This is a genomic window from Haloarcula mannanilytica, assembly GCF_005406125.1.
In the GTDB taxonomy this organism is placed as follows: Archaea; Halobacteriota; Halobacteria; order Halobacteriales; family Haloarculaceae; genus Haloarcula; species Haloarcula mannanilytica.
On sequence record NZ_BIXZ01000001.1, the window covers coordinates 409,385 to 429,375 of the forward strand.

At 61.0% G+C, this 19,991-nt stretch carries 16 protein-coding genes, 1 tRNA gene and 1 pseudogene; 7 read left to right on the forward strand and 11 right to left on the reverse strand.

The window, feature by feature from the left end:
• Positions 1-74 precede the first annotated feature (74 nt).
• The 4 genes from Harman_RS02040 (at position 75) to Harman_RS02055 (ending at position 3,721) form a co-directional block, all read left to right on the forward strand.
• Positions 75-145: transfer RNA gene (locus Harman_RS02040), tRNA-Pro, on the forward strand.
• Positions 146-431: 286 nt separating this feature from the next.
• Complete coding sequence (locus tag Harman_RS02045; protein ID WP_137682158.1) at positions 432-749, forward strand: hypothetical protein; 318 nt, start codon at positions 432-434, stop codon at positions 747-749.
• A 422-nt stretch (positions 750-1,171) separates the two neighbouring features.
• A complete protein-coding gene (locus Harman_RS02050; RefSeq protein ID WP_137682159.1) occupies positions 1,172-3,013 on the forward strand; it encodes a hypothetical protein in 1,842 nt (613 codons plus the stop codon).
• Between the two features lie 45 nt (positions 3,014-3,058).
• Positions 3,059-3,721 carry a DUF4145 domain-containing protein gene (locus Harman_RS02055; RefSeq protein WP_235007138.1) on the forward strand — a complete coding sequence of 221 codons (663 nt, stop codon included), beginning with the start codon at positions 3,059-3,061 and terminating at the stop codon, positions 3,719-3,721.
• 284 nt (positions 3,722-4,005) lie between these two features.
• Here the strand turns inward: Harman_RS02055 and Harman_RS02060 are convergent, their stop codons facing one another.
• Entirely contained in the window at positions 4,006-4,203 is a 198-nt protein-coding gene (locus tag Harman_RS02060) for a hypothetical protein (protein WP_235007139.1), read from the reverse strand.
• Between the two features lie 508 nt (positions 4,204-4,711).
• Here Harman_RS02060 and Harman_RS02065 point away from each other — a divergent pair.
• On the forward strand, positions 4,712-5,788 hold the full coding sequence (locus tag Harman_RS02065) for a tyrosine-type recombinase/integrase (RefSeq protein ID WP_137682161.1): 1,077 nt from the start codon (positions 4,712-4,714) through the stop codon (positions 5,786-5,788).
• 233 nt (positions 5,789-6,021) lie between these two features.
• Positions 6,022-7,272, forward strand: a complete 1,251-nt coding sequence (locus Harman_RS02070) for a mandelate racemase/muconate lactonizing enzyme family protein (protein WP_137682162.1) — start codon at positions 6,022-6,024, stop codon at positions 7,270-7,272.
• A 76-nt stretch (positions 7,273-7,348) separates the two neighbouring features.
• Here the strand turns inward: Harman_RS02070 and Harman_RS02075 are convergent, their stop codons facing one another.
• The 8 genes from Harman_RS02075 to Harman_RS02110 form a co-directional block, all read right to left on the reverse strand.
• Positions 7,349-8,851: a PAS domain-containing protein gene (locus Harman_RS02075; RefSeq protein ID WP_137682163.1), complete on the reverse strand. Its 1,503-nt coding sequence runs from the start codon at positions 8,849-8,851 to the stop codon at positions 7,349-7,351.
• 63 nt (positions 8,852-8,914) lie between these two features.
• On the reverse strand, positions 8,915-10,546 hold the full coding sequence (locus Harman_RS02080; RefSeq protein ID WP_137682164.1) for an AMP-binding protein: 1,632 nt from the start codon (positions 10,544-10,546) through the stop codon (positions 8,915-8,917).
• Positions 10,539-11,393 (reverse strand): alpha/beta fold hydrolase, encoded by an 855-nt coding sequence (locus Harman_RS02085; protein ID WP_137682165.1) that lies wholly within the window; start codon positions 11,391-11,393, stop codon positions 10,539-10,541. The genes Harman_RS02080 and Harman_RS02085 overlap by 8 nt, the downstream gene beginning before the upstream one ends.
• A gap of 145 nt (positions 11,394-11,538) precedes the next feature.
• Positions 11,539-12,705, reverse strand: a complete 1,167-nt coding sequence (locus Harman_RS02090; protein WP_137683112.1) for a branched-chain amino acid ABC transporter permease — start codon at positions 12,703-12,705, stop codon at positions 11,539-11,541.
• Positions 12,706-12,844: 139 nt separating this feature from the next.
• On the reverse strand, positions 12,845-13,834 hold the full coding sequence (locus Harman_RS02095; protein ID WP_137682166.1) for a branched-chain amino acid ABC transporter permease: 990 nt from the start codon (positions 13,832-13,834) through the stop codon (positions 12,845-12,847).
• Positions 13,831-14,529, reverse strand: coding sequence for an ABC transporter ATP-binding protein (locus Harman_RS02100; protein ID WP_137682167.1), 699 nt, complete (start codon positions 14,527-14,529; stop codon positions 13,831-13,833). The genes Harman_RS02095 and Harman_RS02100 overlap by 4 nt, the downstream gene beginning before the upstream one ends.
• Positions 14,526-15,335, reverse strand: coding sequence for an ABC transporter ATP-binding protein (locus Harman_RS02105; RefSeq protein ID WP_137682168.1), 810 nt, complete (start codon positions 15,333-15,335; stop codon positions 14,526-14,528). The genes Harman_RS02100 and Harman_RS02105 overlap by 4 nt, the downstream gene beginning before the upstream one ends.
• 2 nt (positions 15,336-15,337) lie before the next feature.
• Positions 15,338-16,747, reverse strand: coding sequence for an ABC transporter substrate-binding protein (locus Harman_RS02110; protein WP_137682169.1), 1,410 nt, complete (start codon positions 16,745-16,747; stop codon positions 15,338-15,340).
• Positions 16,748-17,438: 691 nt separating this feature from the next.
• Here Harman_RS02110 and Harman_RS21910 point away from each other — a divergent pair.
• Positions 17,439-18,206 (forward strand): sensor histidine kinase, encoded by a 768-nt coding sequence (locus Harman_RS21910; RefSeq protein ID WP_268812793.1) that lies wholly within the window; start codon positions 17,439-17,441, stop codon positions 18,204-18,206.
• A 605-nt stretch (positions 18,207-18,811) separates the two neighbouring features.
• Here the strand turns inward: Harman_RS21910 and Harman_RS21725 are convergent.
• Positions 18,812-19,126, reverse strand: a pseudogene (locus Harman_RS21725) (hypothetical protein); the annotation flags it as partial.
• Between the two features lie 109 nt (positions 19,127-19,235).
• Positions 19,236-19,940, reverse strand: a complete 705-nt coding sequence (locus tag Harman_RS02130; protein WP_137682172.1) for a helix-turn-helix domain-containing protein — start codon at positions 19,938-19,940, stop codon at positions 19,236-19,238.
• Positions 19,941-19,991 lie beyond the last annotated feature (51 nt).

The following is a 19,991-nucleotide window of genomic DNA, read 5'->3' on the forward strand; positions in this document are numbered from 1 at the left end:
CACCCTGTTTCAGGCTCCCAATCTCGTCGCCAAAGCGAAGCCCTTAATTAAAACACCCCCCTCTGACGGAGTACGGGACCGTGGGGTAGCGGTATCCTCGGCGGATGGGGTCCGTCGGACCTGAGTTCGAATCTCGGCGGTCCCACTTCAACTTCTACCAGATGCCGACACCTGTACGCTTAGGTATGCGAGCGACCAATTTCCTTCGCGTATTCGGCTGAAATTTAATCGTTCTTTAAATACCTCTGCGAACCATAAGAAGTCTGTCAAGAAGCTACGGCTTCTGATAGAACTTCGGCGTCGTCAGCAGTGGCCGTACCCATCCTGTGCGTTCGTTCCTGCGAGCCGACTCGTCGAGGACGGTGCGACTGATGCAGAGGTGCGTCGTGCGGTCCAAGAGGTCGACGGCGATCTCGTGCGAGGTGGTTCCGATGAGTGATGCGGAGAGCCGCGTAGACTCCGCTGAGGAAGCCGACAAGAGCGAGATACCGGACTCCGGCCCAAGCCCGTCGAAGCGTGGTTCGACCCCTGAGAACCTACCAGAGGAACACAGACCGGACCTGCCACACGTAGCAGACGGTGAGAGTACCGACTGGTCGCAGTACACGGCCTATCGGTGCGCCCACTGTCACGACAACTGTATCAACAAGATCGACTCGGACTACGCCCGAGCGCGGGAGTGTCGCCACTGCTACGCCGTGCCGACTCTCGACCGCCACAGCGTCGACGATCCTGCGCTCGACCGCTGACCGTTCTGTCCGACCATGTACCGAGGACAGAACGGAAGGCTACCCGCGAGCGGTAGCCTACCTACCGACCAACCAACCCGGTTGGTGCGCTGCTCGACCCCGGCCCGCCGAGGACCGGGAGAGGAAACCCCCCTTGCGGGGGTTGACTCGACCTCGCAGCCGTGCGTGTCTGCCAGCCTCCACAGTCCACCGAAAGCGAGGGTGCGGGAGAGCTGGCACGCCCGGCAGCGCAGCGGAGCGAGCAGCCCGGACCGGGCCGCGAGCGCCAATCGCGGCCCGCACCTGCTCGACCAGCCGGCAGCGACCCCTTGCGGGTCGACCCGGAAGCCCGAGCGTTTCCCCCGAACCCGGCGGGTGAGGGGAATCGTTACCGCGTTCACCTGTCCGACCAACGCTGTTTCTGCGTCTGCGGGGTCCTACGTATGAGTAGCCGCGTGGAGCCGCCGGGACACCTGGGCGGCCTTGACCTCGCTGATAGATGTAACACTCCCGTCTTAGCGGACCTCCTGGAAGAGCGCGACCTCCTCGGCCACGGCCAGTTGCTCGACGGAACACTGACGGAACGTGACGAAGACCGCGTACGCATTGCGAAGTTCATTGCGGCGCATCCGGAAGGTACGCCGCTGTCTCATGTTGTTTCGTACGCTGTGAAGGGAGTCTCGCCGGAGACGTGCGAGCGCGTCGACGGTTCGGACCCGGATTACCAGTTTGCATACCGCTTCATCGACGACCTCGTAGCCGATGACGACCCGTACGTCCGGAAATCCCGGTCGTCAGGCGTTCTTTTCGTGACCCCGACACTGCGGCTTCTTGACTTGATTACAGAAGGCATTACTCAAACAACCCAGACAGACGGTATAACGTACGACCGCGAGTTTCTGCGTAATTACCTCTCTCGTGTCGATTCTGTAGACGATGACCTGCGCGAGTTACTGAAGGACGGTTTTACATCCTACCTGAACCGCATCAAGGATTACAAACTGCTGTTCGATGTTCACTTCGTCGACCGGCGCGGCGGCGAATCCACACAGCGGATGACGAAGGATTACAAGACCCGCTTCAACGACCAAGGCCGCGTCTCGAAGCAGTTCGCACGATTCAATGATGCGCTGGAATACGGCTACGAGAACGCCAATAATGCCGTTTTGGTGACGCTGACGACCGACCCGAAGCGCCAAGATTCGCTGCTCGACGGGATCGACTCGATAAACGAGAACTTCAACCGGCTGTTGTCGTATTTCGATTCGGACCCGTCGACTAAAGCCGATACCCGCGACCCAGATGTTCCCGGTTGGCGTCCCGATCTCGATAGCGAGGTGACTGGGCGACCTCGTGACCGACCGGACTACATCAAGGCGCTGGAGTTTACTGAGAAAGGATACCCGCACCTGCACGTGCTGTTTTTCGACGTGCCGATACGCGCATCCGATGGCCTCCCGTGGCTGTGCGACAAACCGGAAGTGGCCGCTAAATGGGCCGACTACGGCCAAGGCGAGATTGTCGACGTGTACCCGCTGACGTACCGCGACGACCTCGACGACCTGGAACCAGAGTTCCAGAGTGACGAGGGCTTCGTCGACTGGTACAGGTTCGGCGACCACGATCACGGTGAGCAGTGGGTTCGAGAACGAACCCGCTCGCACGAGTTGATCGAGTTCGGCGACGACGGCCGCGAAATGGAGTCGACGGCTGGCGCGTATCTTGGGAAGTACCTGAGCGCGACGTTCGGCTCGCTGCTCGACGCGACGGAGTCCTTCGAGGCGTCCGACGACGAACGAGAGTCGTACGTGGACAAAGCGGCGACGTGGAAGCTCGCGCTGTACTGGGCGACGAACCGGCGCTTCTGGTCTTGCTCGGAGTCGATTACAGAAGGAATCGACCCGAACGACCACCTGCAAGATCCGGACGTGCGCGAAGCCGTACGCTGGTGTTCGCTCGACTCAGTACAAACTGCGAGCGAATCCGAGATACGCGACAGCCTCGCGCGTCAGCAGTGGGACGACCTCGACAATCTCGACGCTGCTGTAGAGAGGGCGGTTTCAGACGTGGAACAGCCGCAGGTACGTTCAACGCTGCCAGAAGAAGCCTCTTTCCGGTGTGTTGTTGACTACATCGGTGCGTATGCATACTGGGATCTTCCGAGCAGCGAGGTAGCTGATAGTTCTCAAAACCTCGAAACTGCTGAGATCTATATTGTGGATACCGATGGTTTGCCGGATATCAACCGTGAAAAAGACCCACCGATTATCGACATCTGGAAGTGATTGTAGGACATATGTTTTAACTCCTGAGAGATGTAGACTATAGTAATGAGTTCCGAGATCATTTTTAATTACAAGACCGCTAACATCGGTAGTTCTGGCAATGTTGGACACGAGAGGTTAGAAGATGAAACAGTAGCAAAGGCTAAATGTCCATTCTGTGACCATATATCCTCATTTCGTCAGGTAGGAAGAGGGAACAGATCAAGATTAAAAGGCCAAATGGTCGCCTTGAAGTGTCCTAATTGTGGTTGTATTATATCTGCATCTATAGATGAAGAAGAAATATTCCCCAAACCAAAAGTTGAAGATTTTGGAGAAGATCTACCGGATAATATCCAAGATTACTACGATGAAGGAGTCCGTTGTTTGGGTGCAGACGCCCCAAATGGTGCAGCAACAGTTTTCAGGAAAGTGATTCATGCAGTGTGTATGTATTATGATATTACTGAAGCTGATTCAAATGATGGGTTTTATGATATGATTCAAACACTCTCTGATGAAGAAATAATCACGGAATCACTCCGTCAAAGCCTTCTCGGTGTAAAAGATGCGGGAAATGATGGTGCTCATATTAATAATAACGACCCAACATTAGACCAAGCTAAGAACATGAAAGAAATGATTGAGGCTGTCCTTACAGCGACAGTAGTTGCTGATGAAAAAGTCAATAAACTACGTGAAGAACATCCAAATCCACATCAAGAATAGAATCTGAATGAATTAGTTGATAAGAAATTATTAAAAAAGGAAATCAGTCGACTGCTATATCAGAAGATCGTCGAACGTGTTCCCGATGTGAAACCGATCAAGTCCCCGATGAAAGAGTGAACCCGGCGCTTCGGATCGAGTCTGTAGAGTGCTCGGTGAGCGAGTCCCCGATGTGAAACCGACGACCGAGTCCCCGATGGGAGAACGGAACAAGTGAAACAGAGCGACCGCCGAACGAGTCCCCGATGTGCTGGCGGCGACTGAGTCCCCGACAGGAGAGCGAATTACTCGTTGTCGTCTGAAACCCACCAGACCCAGCTACGTCCGGCCTGTTTTCCGTTAATGCGCCCTTCGGTTCGCAGTTCTTTCAGTCGTATCTGTGTTGCATTGGATTTGATCGGGAGTTGATCGACGACTTCGTTTGTGGACAGAACGGGATCTGAAGCCTGTTCTAAAACAGCGATGATTTCTTCGTCAGTCACGTCCGGTTTTCGGCCCGCCATTGTACCGCATATCGGTTGTGTACGCCAAATAAACTCTGGTCCATCGTATTATTATGATTAGACACATAACAAGTACAGAAACCATTATTGTGCTTTGGCAGAAGAAGTAGTTACGGAGGTCACCCGGACTGCTGCAACAGTTCGGAAAATGCGGACCCGGTGCTGCAACACCGGCCCGCTGTGGCTTCCGTGACCATCCCACGGAAGCATGTTAGCAGACACAACCGCGAGGATTAAACCCCTCGCTCGACCCCACCGGAGGTTGTCCGGTAGATGTATTAGCTTCTCAAGAGTGGATTCAGAAAGGCGGATAAACGCAGTAATCAGTGGGCCTAGCCCCACGGTTTCACTTTCACCCCACCGAGACGGCCCGGTTTATACCAGGATTCAGCAGTCACAAGTGGATGACTGCCCCGTCAAATCTGAAATCGGATTCGCTCGTCCGCCGTCGAATCAGAACCGGATGCCCCGTCCGAGGGGGACACCGATGAGTGACGATCTCCAACCGCTTGCCCCGCGGCAAGCACTGGAGATGTGGATTGACCGGCAGAAGGCCGAGAAAGCCGACGAGACGGTCCAAAGTTACTACTACCGCGTTCGGCAGTTCGTCGACTGGCTCGACGAAGAGGGCATCGACAACCTGAACGACCTCACCGGGCGCGACGTGTTCCGGTACGATTCCGAGCGACGTGCTGACGGGCTAACCAAGAACGCCCTGAACACGCAACTCGGGACCATCAAACTGTTTCTGGACTTCTGCGTCGACGTAGAAGCCGTTCCGCCGGTGCTGCCCGCGAAGGTTGACGTGCCGACCCTCTCGAAGGCAGAACGAGCGAACGAGGAGAAACTGACGGCGAACCGCGCCGAGACGATTCTGCACAAGCTGGAACAGTTCGACTACGCCAGCCGCGACCACATGCTGTTCGCGCTGGCGTGGCATACTGGTGCTCGACTCGGTGCGCTTCGTGCGCTCGACCTGGACGACTGCTACCTGACCGACGACGATCTCGACCGACTGGCCCACCGGGACGGACTCACCGACGAGGAACTCGAACAGTTCGACGTTCCGTTCGTCTACTTCCGCCATCGGCCTGAGACGGATACGCCGCTGAAGAATCAGGAGGATGGTGAGCGTCCGGTCGGCCTGTCGGAAGAGATCGGGCAGCTGCTCGAAGACTACATTGAGGTAACCCGCGTCGAGGTCGAGGACGAACACGGGCGCAAGCCGCTGTTCTCCAGCAAGCGCGGAACCGGTCGAATGTCGAAGGGCGCGATTCGCTCGCGGTTCAATATCATCACCCAGCCGTGCCGTTTCGGGACGTGTCCGCACGACCGCGATACGGAGACCTGCGAGGCACTGGAACACGGCTACGAATCGCGCTGCCCGTCGGCCCGTTCGCCTCACCGGATTCGGACTGGTTCGATCACGCATCACCGTGATGAAGGCTGGCCGCCGGAGGTGCTGGCCGAGCGTGTGAACGCGACCCCGGAGGTCATTCGGACGCATTACGACCAGCCGGACCTGCTGAAGCGGATGGAATCGCGCCGTAGCTACCTCGACTAACAGCAGTTCACAGACCCATGAGTCACAACCACGACACCCCACGGATGGATAGCTCTAGAGACGAATCGCGGCACTCGGCGGTCCCACTTCAACTTCTTGCGTGACGAATACGACTGGACAGTGGCGGTTTCGCATGCGGCTGACGACTGGTGCCAAAGTGTGATCTGTACGGCCGTGTCAGACCGAGACTGATTTCCTCTACACTTTTGTGACGCCGATAGCAATCGGGGGGTATGGGAAAGGCAAACGACGTAGACTACGCTGACCTGCACGACCCGAACGCGGAGTACACGATGCGGGAGCTCTCCGCGGAGACAATGGGCGTCACCGCGAAACGTGGCGGCGGCCGCGACGTGGAGATTACCGACATTCAGACGACGATGGTCGACGGGAACTTCCCGTGGACGCTCGTCCGCATTTACACCGACGCAGGCATCGTCGGCACGGGCGAGGCCTACTGGGGCGCTGGCGTCCCGGAACTCATCGAGCGGATGAAGCCGTTCGTCGTCGGGGAGAACCCGCTGGACATCGACCGCCTCTACGAGCACCTCATCCAGAAGATGAGCGGCGAGGGCAGCGTCGAGGGCGTCACCGTCACCGCCATCGCCGGCATCGAGGTGGCGCTGCACGACCTCGCGGGCAAGATCCTCGAAGTGCCGGCGTACCAGCTACTCGGTGGCAAGTATCGCGACGAGATGCGCGTGTACTGTGACTGTCACACCGAAGAGGAGGCCGACGCCGACGCCTGCGCCGAGGAGGCCCGCCGCGTCGTCGACGAACTGGGCTACGACGCCCTGAAGTTCGACCTCGACGTGCCAAGCGGCCTGGAGAAGGACCGCGCGAACCGCCACCTCCGCCCGGGCGAAATCCGCCACAAGGCCGAGATCGTCGAGAAGGTCACCGAGGAAGTCAAAGACGAGGCCGACGTGGCCTTCGACTGTCACTGGACGTACTCGGGTAGCTCCGGCAAGCGCCTCGCCGAAGCTATCGACGAGTACGATGTCTGGTGGCTCGAAGATCCCGTCCCGCCGGAGAACCTCGAAGTGCAGGAGGAGGTCACCAAGTCCACGAACACGCCGATCACCGTCGGCGAGAACCGCTACCGCGTCACCGAGGAGCGACGGCTCATCGAGAACCAGGCCGTCGACATGGTCGCACCGGACATGCCGAAAGTCGGCGGCATGCGCGAGACGCGCAAGGTCGCTGACGTGGCCAACCAGTACTACATCCCGGTGGCGATGCACAACGTCTCCTCGCCGATTGCGACGATGGCGAGCGCCCACGTCGGGGCCGCGGTCCCGAACTCCCTGGCTGTCGAGTACCACTCCTACGAACTCGACTGGTGGGAGGACCTGGTCGAGGAGACTGTCATCGAGGACGGCTACATCGAGATTCCGGAAGAGCCGGGGCTCGGGCTGACGCTCGACCTCGATACCGTCGAAGAGCACGTCGTCGAGGGCGACACCGTCTTCGACGAAGCGTAAGTTCGGACCCCGTAGTTGGTGTTGACTGGGGCGGCACCGGGTGACGTGGTGGTCACCCGGTATCACGGCGGCACGGCTACGCCGTTTCGAACTCGACGCCGGTGATCTCGAAGCGAGCACCGCCGGCGTCGCTTTCTGTGACCGCTATCGACCAGCCGTGGGTGTCTGCGATGTCGTCGACAATTCGGAGACCGAAGCCCGGCCCCGAAGCCAGCGAGTAGCCGCCCTCGAACACGTTCTCGCGCTCCTCGGCCGGAATCCCGACGCCGTCGTCGGCGACATAGAAGCCGTCGTCCAGTTCGCCGACGGTTAGCGTCAGGTCGGCGGCCGCGGTCCCCTGTGACTGTGACAGCGAGGTCGTCCCACGCTGCTCGCCCGTCTCCGCCTGTCTCTCGGTGTGTGGCGTCGGGCCGTGTTCCACGCTGTCGTCGGCCCGCGGCCGACTGCTTGTGGAACCGTGTTCCACACTGTTCCGGATGAGGTTCTCGAACAGCTGTCGGAGCCGGGCCGGGTCGACTCGGACCACGGCCGAGGTCTGTAGCTCCAGCGTCGCATCGCCAGTCTCGACAGTTTGCCAGCACTGCTCGACGACTGTCTGAAGCGGCACCGGCTCGCTGTCGAGCGCCGCTTCGCCGTTCCGGGCCAGCGTCAAGAGGTCGTCGATGAGCTGTCCGATGCGGTCGTGTGCCCGCTCGACCGAATCGAGGTGGTCGCCGTCGTTTTCCGCCCGCGCAAGTTCGAGTTGACCGCGGGCCACGTCCAGCGGGTTTCGGAGGTCGTGGCTGACCTCGCTGGCGAACTCTTCGAGGCGCTTGCGCTCGGTGATATCGCGCGAAGCCCCGACTATTCTGGTGACCGTGCCGTCCTCGACAATCGGTTGCGCCTCGGCCCGCATCCAGCGCCGTTCGTCATCCGGCCGGGTGATGCGGAATTCGAGGTCGACGGCCTCGCCCGCCGACACGCGCTGCATCGCCTGAATGACCCTGTCCTGATCGTCCGGATGGATCGCCGTCATAAACTCCGCGGGATTGGCTTGCAGTGATTCGACGGACCGCCCGTAGAGCGATTCGTACTGTGAATTGACGAACTGTATCTCGGTCCAGTCCCCGGAAAACACCCACAGCAGTTCGTCGGACTGTTCCGCCAGTTCCGTCAATCGCTGTCTGGCCTGAACAGCGGTTTCGGTCGACCGGTGACGCTCGACGAGCAGCCGAATCCGGTTGGCGAGAAGGTCGCTCTGGCCCGTCTCTGTGTCTTTTCTGAAAATATCGGTGACGCCCCGCGAGACCGCATCGCTGGCAACTGACTCCGACTCGGTGAGCAAGAGAACCGGGATATCGGGGTCCGTCTCACGGACCGCGTCGACAAACGCAAGCCCGGTCATGTCTGGGAGGGAGTCGGCGACGACGATACCGTCGATGGCGTTCCTTTCGAGGTGGTCGAGCGCATCGTCTGCCCGATCGGTCGTGGTCACCGTGAGCGAGTTCGTCCGCTGTGTGTCGGGAAAGTCCACGGTTTCGTCGAGCGGCGGGGCGGTATCTACTTGCAGTACGTGTATCTGATCTGCTTGCACACACATGTCAGTCGTATTGTGTAAACAGGACTGCCCCCGCCCTCTTGAAGATACGCCTGAATTGACGGATTACCCCCCGAACCGATCCGAGATCGCGCCCCGGTCGATCTTGTCCGGGCCGCTGGTTGGCATCGCCTCGACGAACGCGATTTCGCGGGGGTGCTTGTACCGGGCCAGGCGGTCATCGAGGAACGCCCGGAGTTCCGGAAGCGTTAGCGGCCGGTCGCCGGCCCCGTCCGTCGTGACACCGGCAGCGGGTTCGATGACGGCCTTCCCGACCTGGCCCCACGTGTCGTCGGGCACCGGAATCACGACGACTTCACCGACGGAGGGGTGGTCGGCGATGGCGTCTTCGACCTCGGCAGGATAGACGTTCTCGCCGCCGCTGACGAACATGTGCTTGGTACGGCCCTCAATGTAGTAGTAGCCGTCCGTGTCGACGCGGGCGAGGTCGCCGGTCGACACCCAGCCGTCGCCGAACGTGTCGGCGGTGGCCTCGGGATTGTCGAGGTAGCCCGTCGCGGCGTGGGGCGAGCGCAACTGGAGTTCGCCGACAGTGTCGGGGTCGACCGTCTCCCGCGGGCCGGAGGGACCGTCCCCGTCGTCCCTGTCTTCGGGTTGGACAACTCTGGCGTCAACGTGCAGCACCGGCTTCCCGACGGAATCGGCCTTCTCGCGGGGCCAGTCTTCGGGCATCGCGAAGTTGTTGGGACCGCACTCAGTGAGGCCGTAGCCCTGCGAGAGGTCGACGCCGCGGTCCCACCACGTCTCCATCACGCTCTTGCGGCAGGGACCGCCGCCGGACTTGGCAAAGCGCAGCGTCGAGAGGTCCGTCTCCGCCCAGCGGTCGTGCTGGGTCATCATCCGAAGCACTGCGGGAACGGCAACGAGGACGGTCCCGCCCTCGGTGTCGATGGTCTCTAGCACGTCGCCGGGGTCGAACTCGCGGGCGATGACGACCGTTCCGCCCATGTGCCACAGCGGGACGGTGAGGACGTTCCAGCCGCCGGTGTGGAACATCGGGAACACCATCGGCGTCACGTCGTCCTCGCGCAACCCCCAGGCCGTGATCGTGTTCAGGGAGTTCCAGACGATACCGCGATGGGTTATTTCCGTCTCCTTGGGCGTCCCCGTCGACCCGCCAGTGTGAAGCAGGAGGTGCGTGTCGCCGGGGGCCGCCGTCGCCGTTTCGACGGGCGCGTCGTCCTCGGGGAGGGCCGAAGCGTAGGGCGTGCTGTCGAGTTGGGCGCCCGAGGACGCGCCGTCGCTTGCGGTTTCGAGATGGATGAGGCGGGGGGCAGTCGCGTCGGCTGTCTCCAGGGCGGCCGAGACAGTCTCGGCGAAGCGGGCCTCGACGACGAGGAGTTCGGGGTCCACACGGTCGAGGAGGTCGGCGAGTTCCGGGGGCGCAAGCCGGTGGGACAGCGGGGCCAGTCGGCTCCCGGTCTTTCCGGTGGCGAAGAACAGGTCGACGACGGCCGGACGGTTCCGCGAGACGACGGCGACACTCGATTCATCACCGACCCCATGCTGTCGAAGCAGGCGAACGGTCCGGTTCGCTCGCCGGTCCAGTTCGGCGTAGGTGAACCGCTCGCCAGTCGTCGCGTCCACCAGCCCCTCGCGGTCCGGGGTGAGCGCGGCCCGGCGTTCGCTCCAGGCACCGACCCATTCCTGCGGAGTGTTGGGGCCGATCTCAGACATCGTCGATGAACTCCTGTATCTGTGTGTTGACACGCTCGTACTCCTCGATGAACAGCAGATGCGGACCACCGTGGACGGTGATGAAGTCGGCGTTTGGCAGCCCCCGTGCCAGCAGTTCCCCGTTCTCATAGGGGACGACCTCGTCGGCGGTCCCGTGGATGACCAGTGCCGGCTCCGTGATTTCCTGGAGGCGGTCCGACGCGTCGAACGCCTGGACCGCCGCGCCTTGCCATTCGAGAGCCTGGTCGCTGGCGTCGCTGTCGATACGCCAGTCGATGATGCGTTCGATAAGGTCCTCGTGGGCCCCCATGAACGAATCTGAGAGTGCCGGCTGCATCTTGTACCGCCGGAGTTCGCGTTCGTCGAGGTCGTCGGGGACAGCGAACATCCGCTGCTGGGTCTCCTCGGGGACCGGCTTGGCCTCCGGCCCGCCCGGCGAGGTACACATGAGCGTCAGCGACCTGGCCCGGTCGTACTCTAAGGCGTACTGCTGGGCGATCATCCCTCCCATGCTGGCCCCGACGACGTGGGCCTGCTCAACGCCGGCGTCGTCCAGCACCGCTTCCAGGTCGCTCGCCATCTGGCGCATCGTGTACGGCCCCTCGGATTCGTCCGAGTCGCCGGTGCCGCGGTTGTCCCACACGATCGTCTGGTACTCGTCGACGAGGGCCTCCTGTTGCCACAGCCACATCCAGCGGCCGTAACCGATGCCTTCGACGAAGACAACGGTCTCGGCGTCCGGCGGCCCGTCACGTTCGTAGGCGATGTCGACGCCGTCGTTGGTCGCGTATTGCATACTGGCTGGTTCTGGTTGGATATCCTTCAAGTGGTCCGGTTCCGCGGTCATTGCTCTACTGGCTCCGTGTTCGGGAGGTCAGATATCGTGTCGTCTCGCTGGCGATACCTCTCCGTGGGCCAGCCTGGGGGCGAGCGGCCGCCCCACGCCCAGGTCGTCGCTCTGTCTGGCGGTTCGACGGTCGTTTTCACTGTTTTCATTGGTCGGAGTCACCCCAGAGCTTCGCCGGCAGCGCCTCGGCGAATGTTCCGCCGATGCGTGCCCGGAGCGTCCCGAGCAGGCCGTCGGGGACGTAGAGGACGAACAGCACGAACACGAGGCCGACGTAGAGGCTCGCGTGCCCGTTCAACAGCAGGTCGATGAGCCCGCCGATGGTCGTGTCTCCGAACAGCGTCGCGTCCAGCGTTTCCTGGCCCAGTAGCGCGCGGAGATAGGGTAACAGACCCCCTCCTTGGCCGGCCTTCGAGAGGAATTCTCGGACTGTTTCGTCGAACAGGTGGCCGTACAGCGAGCCGGCGAGCGTGCCGAACCCGCCGATGATACTCGCCAGCAAGGCATCGCCCGTCACCAGGAAGTAAAAGGAGTTCTCCGGGCTGGCCGAGCGCTTGAAACCGGCGAACAGGCCGCCGGCGACGGCGGCGAAGAAGCCGCTGATTGCGAAGGCCCCGAGCTTGTACAGGTAGGTGTTGTAACCGATGGCGACGGCGCGCTCCTCGTTTTCCCGGATGGCTATCATCACCCGTCCGAACGGGGAGTGGATGACCCGCTGCATGGCGAAGTAGCAGGCCAGGACGACCAGGCCGATCATGTAGTAGGACACCTCCGTCCCGGACAGCGTCGACCCGAGTAGGGCCACCTCGTCACCGGTCAACACGCCGATAGACAGCGAGAGCTGGTCGATACCGGGCACGCCGATCTGGAACCCCTCGGCGTGGCTCGGGCCGACCGCTGGGCCGTCGCGGGGGTTGTTGGCGACGTAGTCCCAGCCGCGGACGAACACGTAGAACACCTGCGCGAAGCCCAGCGTAATCATCGCGAAGTAGACGCCCGACAGGCGGAAGGACACGAGTCCGACTAGTATCGCCAGCGCGATGGCGATGAGGCCGCCGACCAGGAGCGACAGCATGAACGGCGTCCCGGGACCGAGCAGCGGCATCTTCCCGTTAGCGATGAGGATGACCGTGTACGCGCCGGTGCCGTAGAACACCGCGTGGCCGAAGGAGAGGTAGCCAGTGTAGCCGCTGATGAAATCAAAAGAGATGGCAAATAGGCCGAAGTAGAGGACGCCGACCATCGTCTCCACCGTCGGCAGGAGCATCTGCGTCTCGGCGCTGACCGGCGAGTTCAACAGCGTGTGATACACCGGCGGGTACAGCACCAGCAGGGCGATGATGACGATGTGGGCGGTGTGGTCCCGCAGGTACTCCCGGGGCCACCCAGTTTCAACGGTTGTGGCGGCCTGTGGCTCGGACGCCGCCTCGGCGTCGGCCTCAGTTTCGGCGCTAATGGCCCCCCACCTCCTCGACGCCGAACAGTCCCTGCGGGCGGACGATGAGCGTCACCACGAGCACCAGGAACAGGACGAGTTCCGGCAGGCCCGTGAACTGAATGGCGTTCTGGAACCACCAAGTCGTCACCGCGTCGGCCATTCCCACCACGAGGGCAGCGACGACGGTCCCGCGAAAGGTTCCGAGGCCGCCGACGATGACGACGATGAACGCCGGCAGCAACGTCTCGGCCGCAAGCGGGACGCTCGCGCCCCACGTCGGGTCCCACATCAACAGCGTTCCGGCTGCGCCGGCCAGGCCGATACCCAGCGCGAACACAACGGTGAACACCTGGCGAACGTCAATGCCCAGCGCCGACGCCATCTCCGTGTCCTCGCTGCCGGCCCGGATGTACAGCCCGTAGCGGGTCTTCGTGAGGAAGGCCCAGATGCCGACCACCGTGATAGTTCCAAGGAGTATCTGGAACAGCGACATCCAGCCGGCGCTGACGGGGCCGAGCGAGACCGGCTCCCGGAGGAACTGGGGCTTGGTCGCCAGCGCGGCCTGCCAGTCCGACAGCGGCTGGAGGTCATAAATCCCCAGCACGATGCGAACGAGTTCCTCGATGACGAGCGTCAGGCCGAAGGTCAGCAGGATCTGGTATATCGGCGGCCGGTCGTACAGCGGCCGGATGATGGTCGTCTCGATTGCGCCGCCAAGCACCGTCAACAGTGCAAAGACGACGACGATGGCGACGAAGAACAGCCCGAGACGCGTTAGCGGTGCTGTCCCACTGGTGACCGTGACGACCATCAGGAGGCCGCCGAGATATGCGCCGACCATCGTCAGCGACCCGTGCGCGAAGTTCAACACGCCCATCAGACCGAAGATGAGGGTGAGGCCGCTTGCTATCATCACGTACAGCGCCGACTTGGCGAGGCCGTTGACGATGACGCCGCCGAGTTCGCTCAGCGTCAGAAACTCCGCGAGTGCTTCCAGTATCATGCCGAGAGATACCTCCGGAACCGTTCGTCGTCGGCCGTCACCGCCGCCGTGTCGCCGTCGTCGACGACGCGGCCCTTGTCGATGATGTAGAAGCGGTCGGCCAGATCCAGCGCCAGCGGGAGGTTCTGCTCGACCAGCAGCATCGTCACGTCCTCACTCGCCGTCGACAGCGCCTCGGCCACGTCGGCGACGATTTGTGGGGCCAGTCCTTCGCTCGGCTCGTCGACCAGCAACAGGTCGTTGTCACCGACCAGCCCGCGGGCGATGGCGAGCATCTGCTGTTGGCCCCCCGACAGCGTCCCGGCGTCCTGGCCCCGCCGCTCTTCGAGGATGGGGAACGAATCGAAGGCCAGCCGGAGGCCGTCGCTCACGTCGTCGGGGTCCGGAATCGCCGCCCGGAGGTTTTCCTCGACCGTGAGCTGGCCGAATATCCGGCGGTCCTCGGGAATCCAACCGAGTCCCCGAGCGGCGACCTCGTGTGTTTCCAGGCCGACCAGCGACTCGTCACGGAACGTGATTGACCCTTCGCGGGGCGGCGTCAGTTGCAGAATCGTCCGGAGCGTGGTGGTCTTGCCGACGCCGTTGCGGCCGGCCAGCGCGACCACCTCCCCCTCCTCGACGGCGAGGTCGACGCCTTCGAGGATGTGGCTGTCGCCGTAGTAGGTGTGGACGCCGCTCAGTTCGAGCAGGCTCATACCGGTCCCTCCTCTGGGTCCGTTGCGGACCCGGCTGTCGCGTCGTCGTCCAGACTGCCCGGCTCGTAGCCGCCGAGGTACGCCGACTGCACGTCGGGGTTGGCCCGGACCTCTGCCGGTGGGCCGTCGGCGATGACCGCGCCCTGATGCAGGACGACCACGCGGTCGGAGACGCCCATCACGATGTCCATGTTGTGCTCGACCAGCAGGACGGGGTAGTCCTCCGCCACTGCTTCGATGAGGTCCCGAATTTCGTCGACACTCTCCGAGGAGACGCCAGCGTTTGGCTCGTCGAGCAGGAGGACTGCGGGGTCGCCGGCCAGCGCGATGGCGACTTCGAGCTTGCGCTTTGCGCCGTGGCTGAGTGTGCTCGCGGCGTCTTCGGCCCGGTGGGACAGGCCGACCCGCTCCAGAATCTCGTGGGCGCGCTCGGTGAACTCCTCGTAGTGGTCGACGTTGCGCCAGAACGTCGTCGCGTCGTCGCTATGGGCCTGCTCGGCGACCCGGACGTTTTCCAGCACCGTGCTGTTCGGGAAGACATTCGTCACCTGGTAGGAGCGGTGGATGCCCTTGCTGGCCGTCTCGTGGGGGGCGGCGTCGGTGATGTCCTCCCAGGCCCCGTTCCGCCGGAGTTCGACCGTTCCTTCGGTGGGCGAGAGCGTCCCGGTCAGCAGATTGAAGAACGTCGTCTTGCCGGCCCCGTTCGGGCCGATGAGCGAGCAGAGTTCGTTTTCGAGCTCGAAGTCGACGCTGTCGACGGCGACGAGCCCACCGAACCGCTTGGTCAGTCCCTGTGTTCTGAGCATGCCTACAGTGAACAGCCCATCTGGTCGCTGTCCTGCGGGATGGTCGTCTCGTCAGCACTGATGCGGGCCAGCGGTTCGCCGGGCATAATCGCGGCCCCCCAGTTGTCGGCCCACTCGTCGGTCGTCGGAATCGGGTTCGCGACGGTCATCGCCGACCGCGCCTGGTTGTTGTACTCCTGGAAGGTGTAGCCGTTCTCGCCTTTCGGCGTGTCGGTGACGGTCATCCCCTTCAGAGCGTCGGCGATGTCCGCGCCCTCGGTCGACCCGCTCTCCTGTATCGCCTGGTGAATCGCCGACGCGCCCGTGAACGTCCCCGCAGTAAAGAGGTCGGGAACGACGCCATAGGCGTTGGTGTAGCTCTCGACAAATGCGTCGTTGATGGGGTTGTCGTACTGGTTCCAGTGGTACCGTGTCGTGAACGGCCCTAGCCGGGAGTTCCTGATCTTCTCCTCGGTCAGGGGCTCGCCGAGGACGCTCTGCATCGTCCCGCCGACGACGCTGTTCGTGATGCGGGTAGCGAACCCGCCGAACACGCGGTAGGAGTAGTCGCCCGAGAGGAAGGCGTTGAACATCGCCGGGAGCGTCGCGACGGTGAACCCGCCGACGACGCCCTCGGCACCGGCCTCCTCGGCGTTGTCCAGCAAGCCGTCCCATTCGGCATACCCCTGTTCGACAAAGCGCTCGCCGACGATATCGACGCCCTCCGCTTCCAGCACGGCCCGGTAGTTGTTGACGACGGCCCGGCCGAAACTGTAGTCAGCGCCGAAGAGATAGACGCTCGAAACGTCCGTCTCTCTGGCGACGTACTTCCCGCCCGAGCGGGCGTCCATCGCGGTGTTCTCGCTCGCCCGGTAGACGAGGTCGCTACATGTCTCGGAGTTAGACGTGATATCTGCTGACGCCGCCGGGCCGAGCATGATGGGGACCTGCGCCTGATTGACGACCGTCGTGACGACCCGGCTGGCGACCGCCGAGGACGCACAGCCGGCGAGCATGTCCACGTCCTCATTCTCGACGAGATTCGTCGCCGCCGTCTGGGCGGTGTCCGCCGAAAACTCCGTATCACGTACCAGCAGCCGATACTCCGTGTCTCCGGCGGTGATCGTTACTTCACCGCTGCCAGCGTCGGTTGGAGGGGCCGTCTCACCCTTGTACGCCAGCCCGGAGAGAAAGCCCCACAGCGCCTGGTCGCCGTAGTACTTCAGGTCCCCGGAGCGGGGCTGTAACACGCCGATACTGACCGTCTGTGTGGAGTCCCCGCCCGATTCGCCGTTCGTGCCACTATCCGTCATGCCGCCGTCCGAACCGTCCTGTTCTGTCATGGTTGAGTCGTCACCGACACAGCCGCTGAGTCCAACGACACCGACACCGAGCGCACCGAGGACGCGCCGCCGTGTGGTCGTATTCTGCATAACAGATAATCGTATATTCGCTACCTCCATAGTGTACTGAGTTAACATGTTAACGCGGCGGGGCAGAACGCAGTACCCGGCGTACTGGGTCAGTCACAGAACGGATCGCAAACTACTGATCTCGCTCCTCGCTTGCCGGATTATCTGCAAAAAAACAGCTCGGACTTAGTCCTCGGCGGAATCACGCGCGGCTTGTTCCACCTCGTTCCGATGAGCGAATTCACCGGGACTGGTGCGAGTCTCACTCCTCTCTTGGGTATTTACACCGACATGTACGCCCAACACTATCGCACTGAATCGGAGTAGCTATTTTCGCACAGGTAATTGACAGCCCACTTAGTGACCACTGTGTTTCACCCAGATAAGCGCAGAACAGTCTACTTCTGACGGTCGAATGCAACTGCCATCGGAGTGGCTGTCCTGTCTACGGATCGATATCGACCGGAGACGTGCTCAGGGCACACAATAAAATCTGTCTCGTCAGGAACAACCCCCCTCTTCGATCTGACGGAGTAACCATTCAAGAGAGAGATCGCTTCTGTAGGTTCTGGACAGCTTCTCCCATGTGCTTATTCATTTGTGTATCAAATTAAATTCGCATATGCACTTTCAGGGTAGAAACGAGAGCTGGCTGAGAATTGAGTTAACGCCACTCCGAATAGCAGGTATTTACACGATATTTGGGTTTCTTATGTTGTATTTGTTTGATTTCTATATAGTGCGGTTCTTTTCTGACCCATTCTTGGCTCAGGTACAGGCTCTGAAAGGGAGTCTCGAAGTGCTACTGACAGCGGGCCTTGTCTATGCATTGACTTATCATAGTGAACGACAGCTTCAGCAAACGAACCAACGATTGGAGGCGTTTGCAGGGATTGTTAGCCATGACCTCAAGAATCCATTAAACGTGGCCAGCGGACGCCTTGAATTGGCCCGAGAGGAATGTGACAGCGAGCATCTCGATAGCATTGCTGATGCCCACAAGCACATGAGCGAACTCATCGAGGACTTGCTGGCCCTATCTCGCCAAGGTAGATGGACCGGAGAGACGGAGCCAGTAAATCTTAAAACTATGTCTATCAACTGTTGGCAGACGGTTACAGGAACTGAACCATCTATCCGCATCGAGACTGAGAAACGGATACTAGCCGATCCCGCTGCTCTCCGCCAAGTGTTTGGGAACTTGTTCACAAATGCAGTTCAATATACCGGTCCGAACGTCACGATTACCGTTGGGGAACTAGCTGACGGCTTCTATATTGAGGATGATGGACCAGGGATTCCCAATGAGGAACGTGAACTCGTGTTTGAACCTAGGCACTCAATTGTGGAGGACGGGACAGGATTTGGCCTGACTATTGTTAAACAAATAATCGAGGCTCACGGGTGGGAAATCCGTATTGTCGGGGGAAGCGATGGTGGGGCCCGGTTTGAAATCACCGGTGTCGAATTCGCAGAGTGAGAGAGACGCATCCTGTATCTTGTACCGCTCTGCAAATATGGTATGAAACTACCACGATCCCAAGTAGTCAATTCGAACATATGTGTCCTGCTGTTTCACGGTACGGCAGGACGTGGGGCGGCCGTCTCGTTTCGACAGTTTTAGCGGGAGTTCTTTGGTCGGCGGAATCGAAATGTATCAGGATGAGAGCCATGCGTACGTTTGGATGGCCCCGAACAATAGCGTGAGCGCCCCATTTTCGATCAGTAATAAAACGTTGTTTGCCAGCATCGTCCGGGTAACTACAGCGAGAATACCGAACATCGTTGCCAGCAGCAGATTGTATTTTGCGAACGCTACCCAACACTCTTGATCCAGCTCAATGAGTCCATCACTACCCATACGTACTGTTTGTCCTCGGCGCTGACAAATGGCAGGATCAACACGGCGACAGTGCCGAGCAATCTGCAGTCACGATACGTGGACTGTACTGACTGATTCGGGTCGGCGTCGTTGGTTGCTGACCTGGTGACCGACTCGCGCCCTGTATTCTGCATGGTCTCAACAAAACATTAGTAGTTGAATATTTCAACAAATCCAAGTAGTCGGTTCGAGGATTGTGGGACTCAGTTCGCTGGAGCGAGAGTGTATCGATGGAGTTCGGCAACGGCCTCTGCTACGAGCGATGCCGAGATCGTCTCTTGCTGCTGATCGAGAGCCCGGTCCTCGATTGTCTCGTATACCACGGAGAGATACGAATTCGTCTGTGAGCCGCCCTGAATCCAAGCGTCACCAGGAACGGGAATCCCACCAGCATGCTGCTGTGTGGTCATCGCGACGGCGATACACCCCGTATGCGAGAACGGATGACTGTCACCGCTGACGATCGTCCATGGGCGATACGATGGCCCGGATTTGTGCGGTGCCGATCCCCACCAGACTTCCCCCTGCTCTTAAGCCATTACTCGTCCTCCGAACCGTCATCGATGCCCGGGCCCCACTCGTCTAGGTCTCGGGGCGTGAAGCGACTGGGGTAACAGCCACACAGAATCAGTCGTCGATGTCGTCTAATGCCTCGATGACGCGCTCGATCATCTTCCGCTCGCCGCGACGGAGGTTCTTCGAGACCGCGGGTTTGGACACGCCGAAGTCCTCGGCCAGCGAACCCAGCGTCGCGTCGCGGGGTGATTCGAAGTACCCCTCGGAGACGGCGGTTTCCAGCGTCTCGCGTTCGGTGTCCGAGAGGTCACGACAGCCGTCGACGAGCGTCATCGCCGCGCCGGCGTTTTTCACGAGGTCCTGAAGCTGGGGGAGCGTCGTCGACGTGCGCTCGATCACGTCGTACTCGTTGTCACGGTCAAGCTCCGAAAGGGTGGTATCGGCGTCCCGGCCGCGGTCGAAGCCGACGTGCCAGGTCTCGCTGCCCGCCTCGATGTGGAACGGCCCGGTGATGTAGCCGCCGTTGTCCCTGATAGTCTGCATCGCCGCCGTCTCCTCGATGGTCGTTCGGATGTGGGCGGCGTTGTCCTCGCGGCGCAACAGCACGCAGTCGTTCATGTTCCCGTGGGCCTGCAGGCTCTCCAGTCCCGTATCGAGGACCCCCGAATCCTCGGCTTCGACGACCATTCGGGTCTCAAGTTCCCGTGCGCGCTGGTCGAAGTCCCAATGTACGGCCGCGAAGGCGACATCGTGGTCTGCCGTGGTGTCGATGAACGGACAGTCGTACTGCTCCATGTCCAGGGCGATATCTATCATTGGCAGTCCACTGTATCGTGTGACATTACGGTGACACGGTAAAGAACCCCA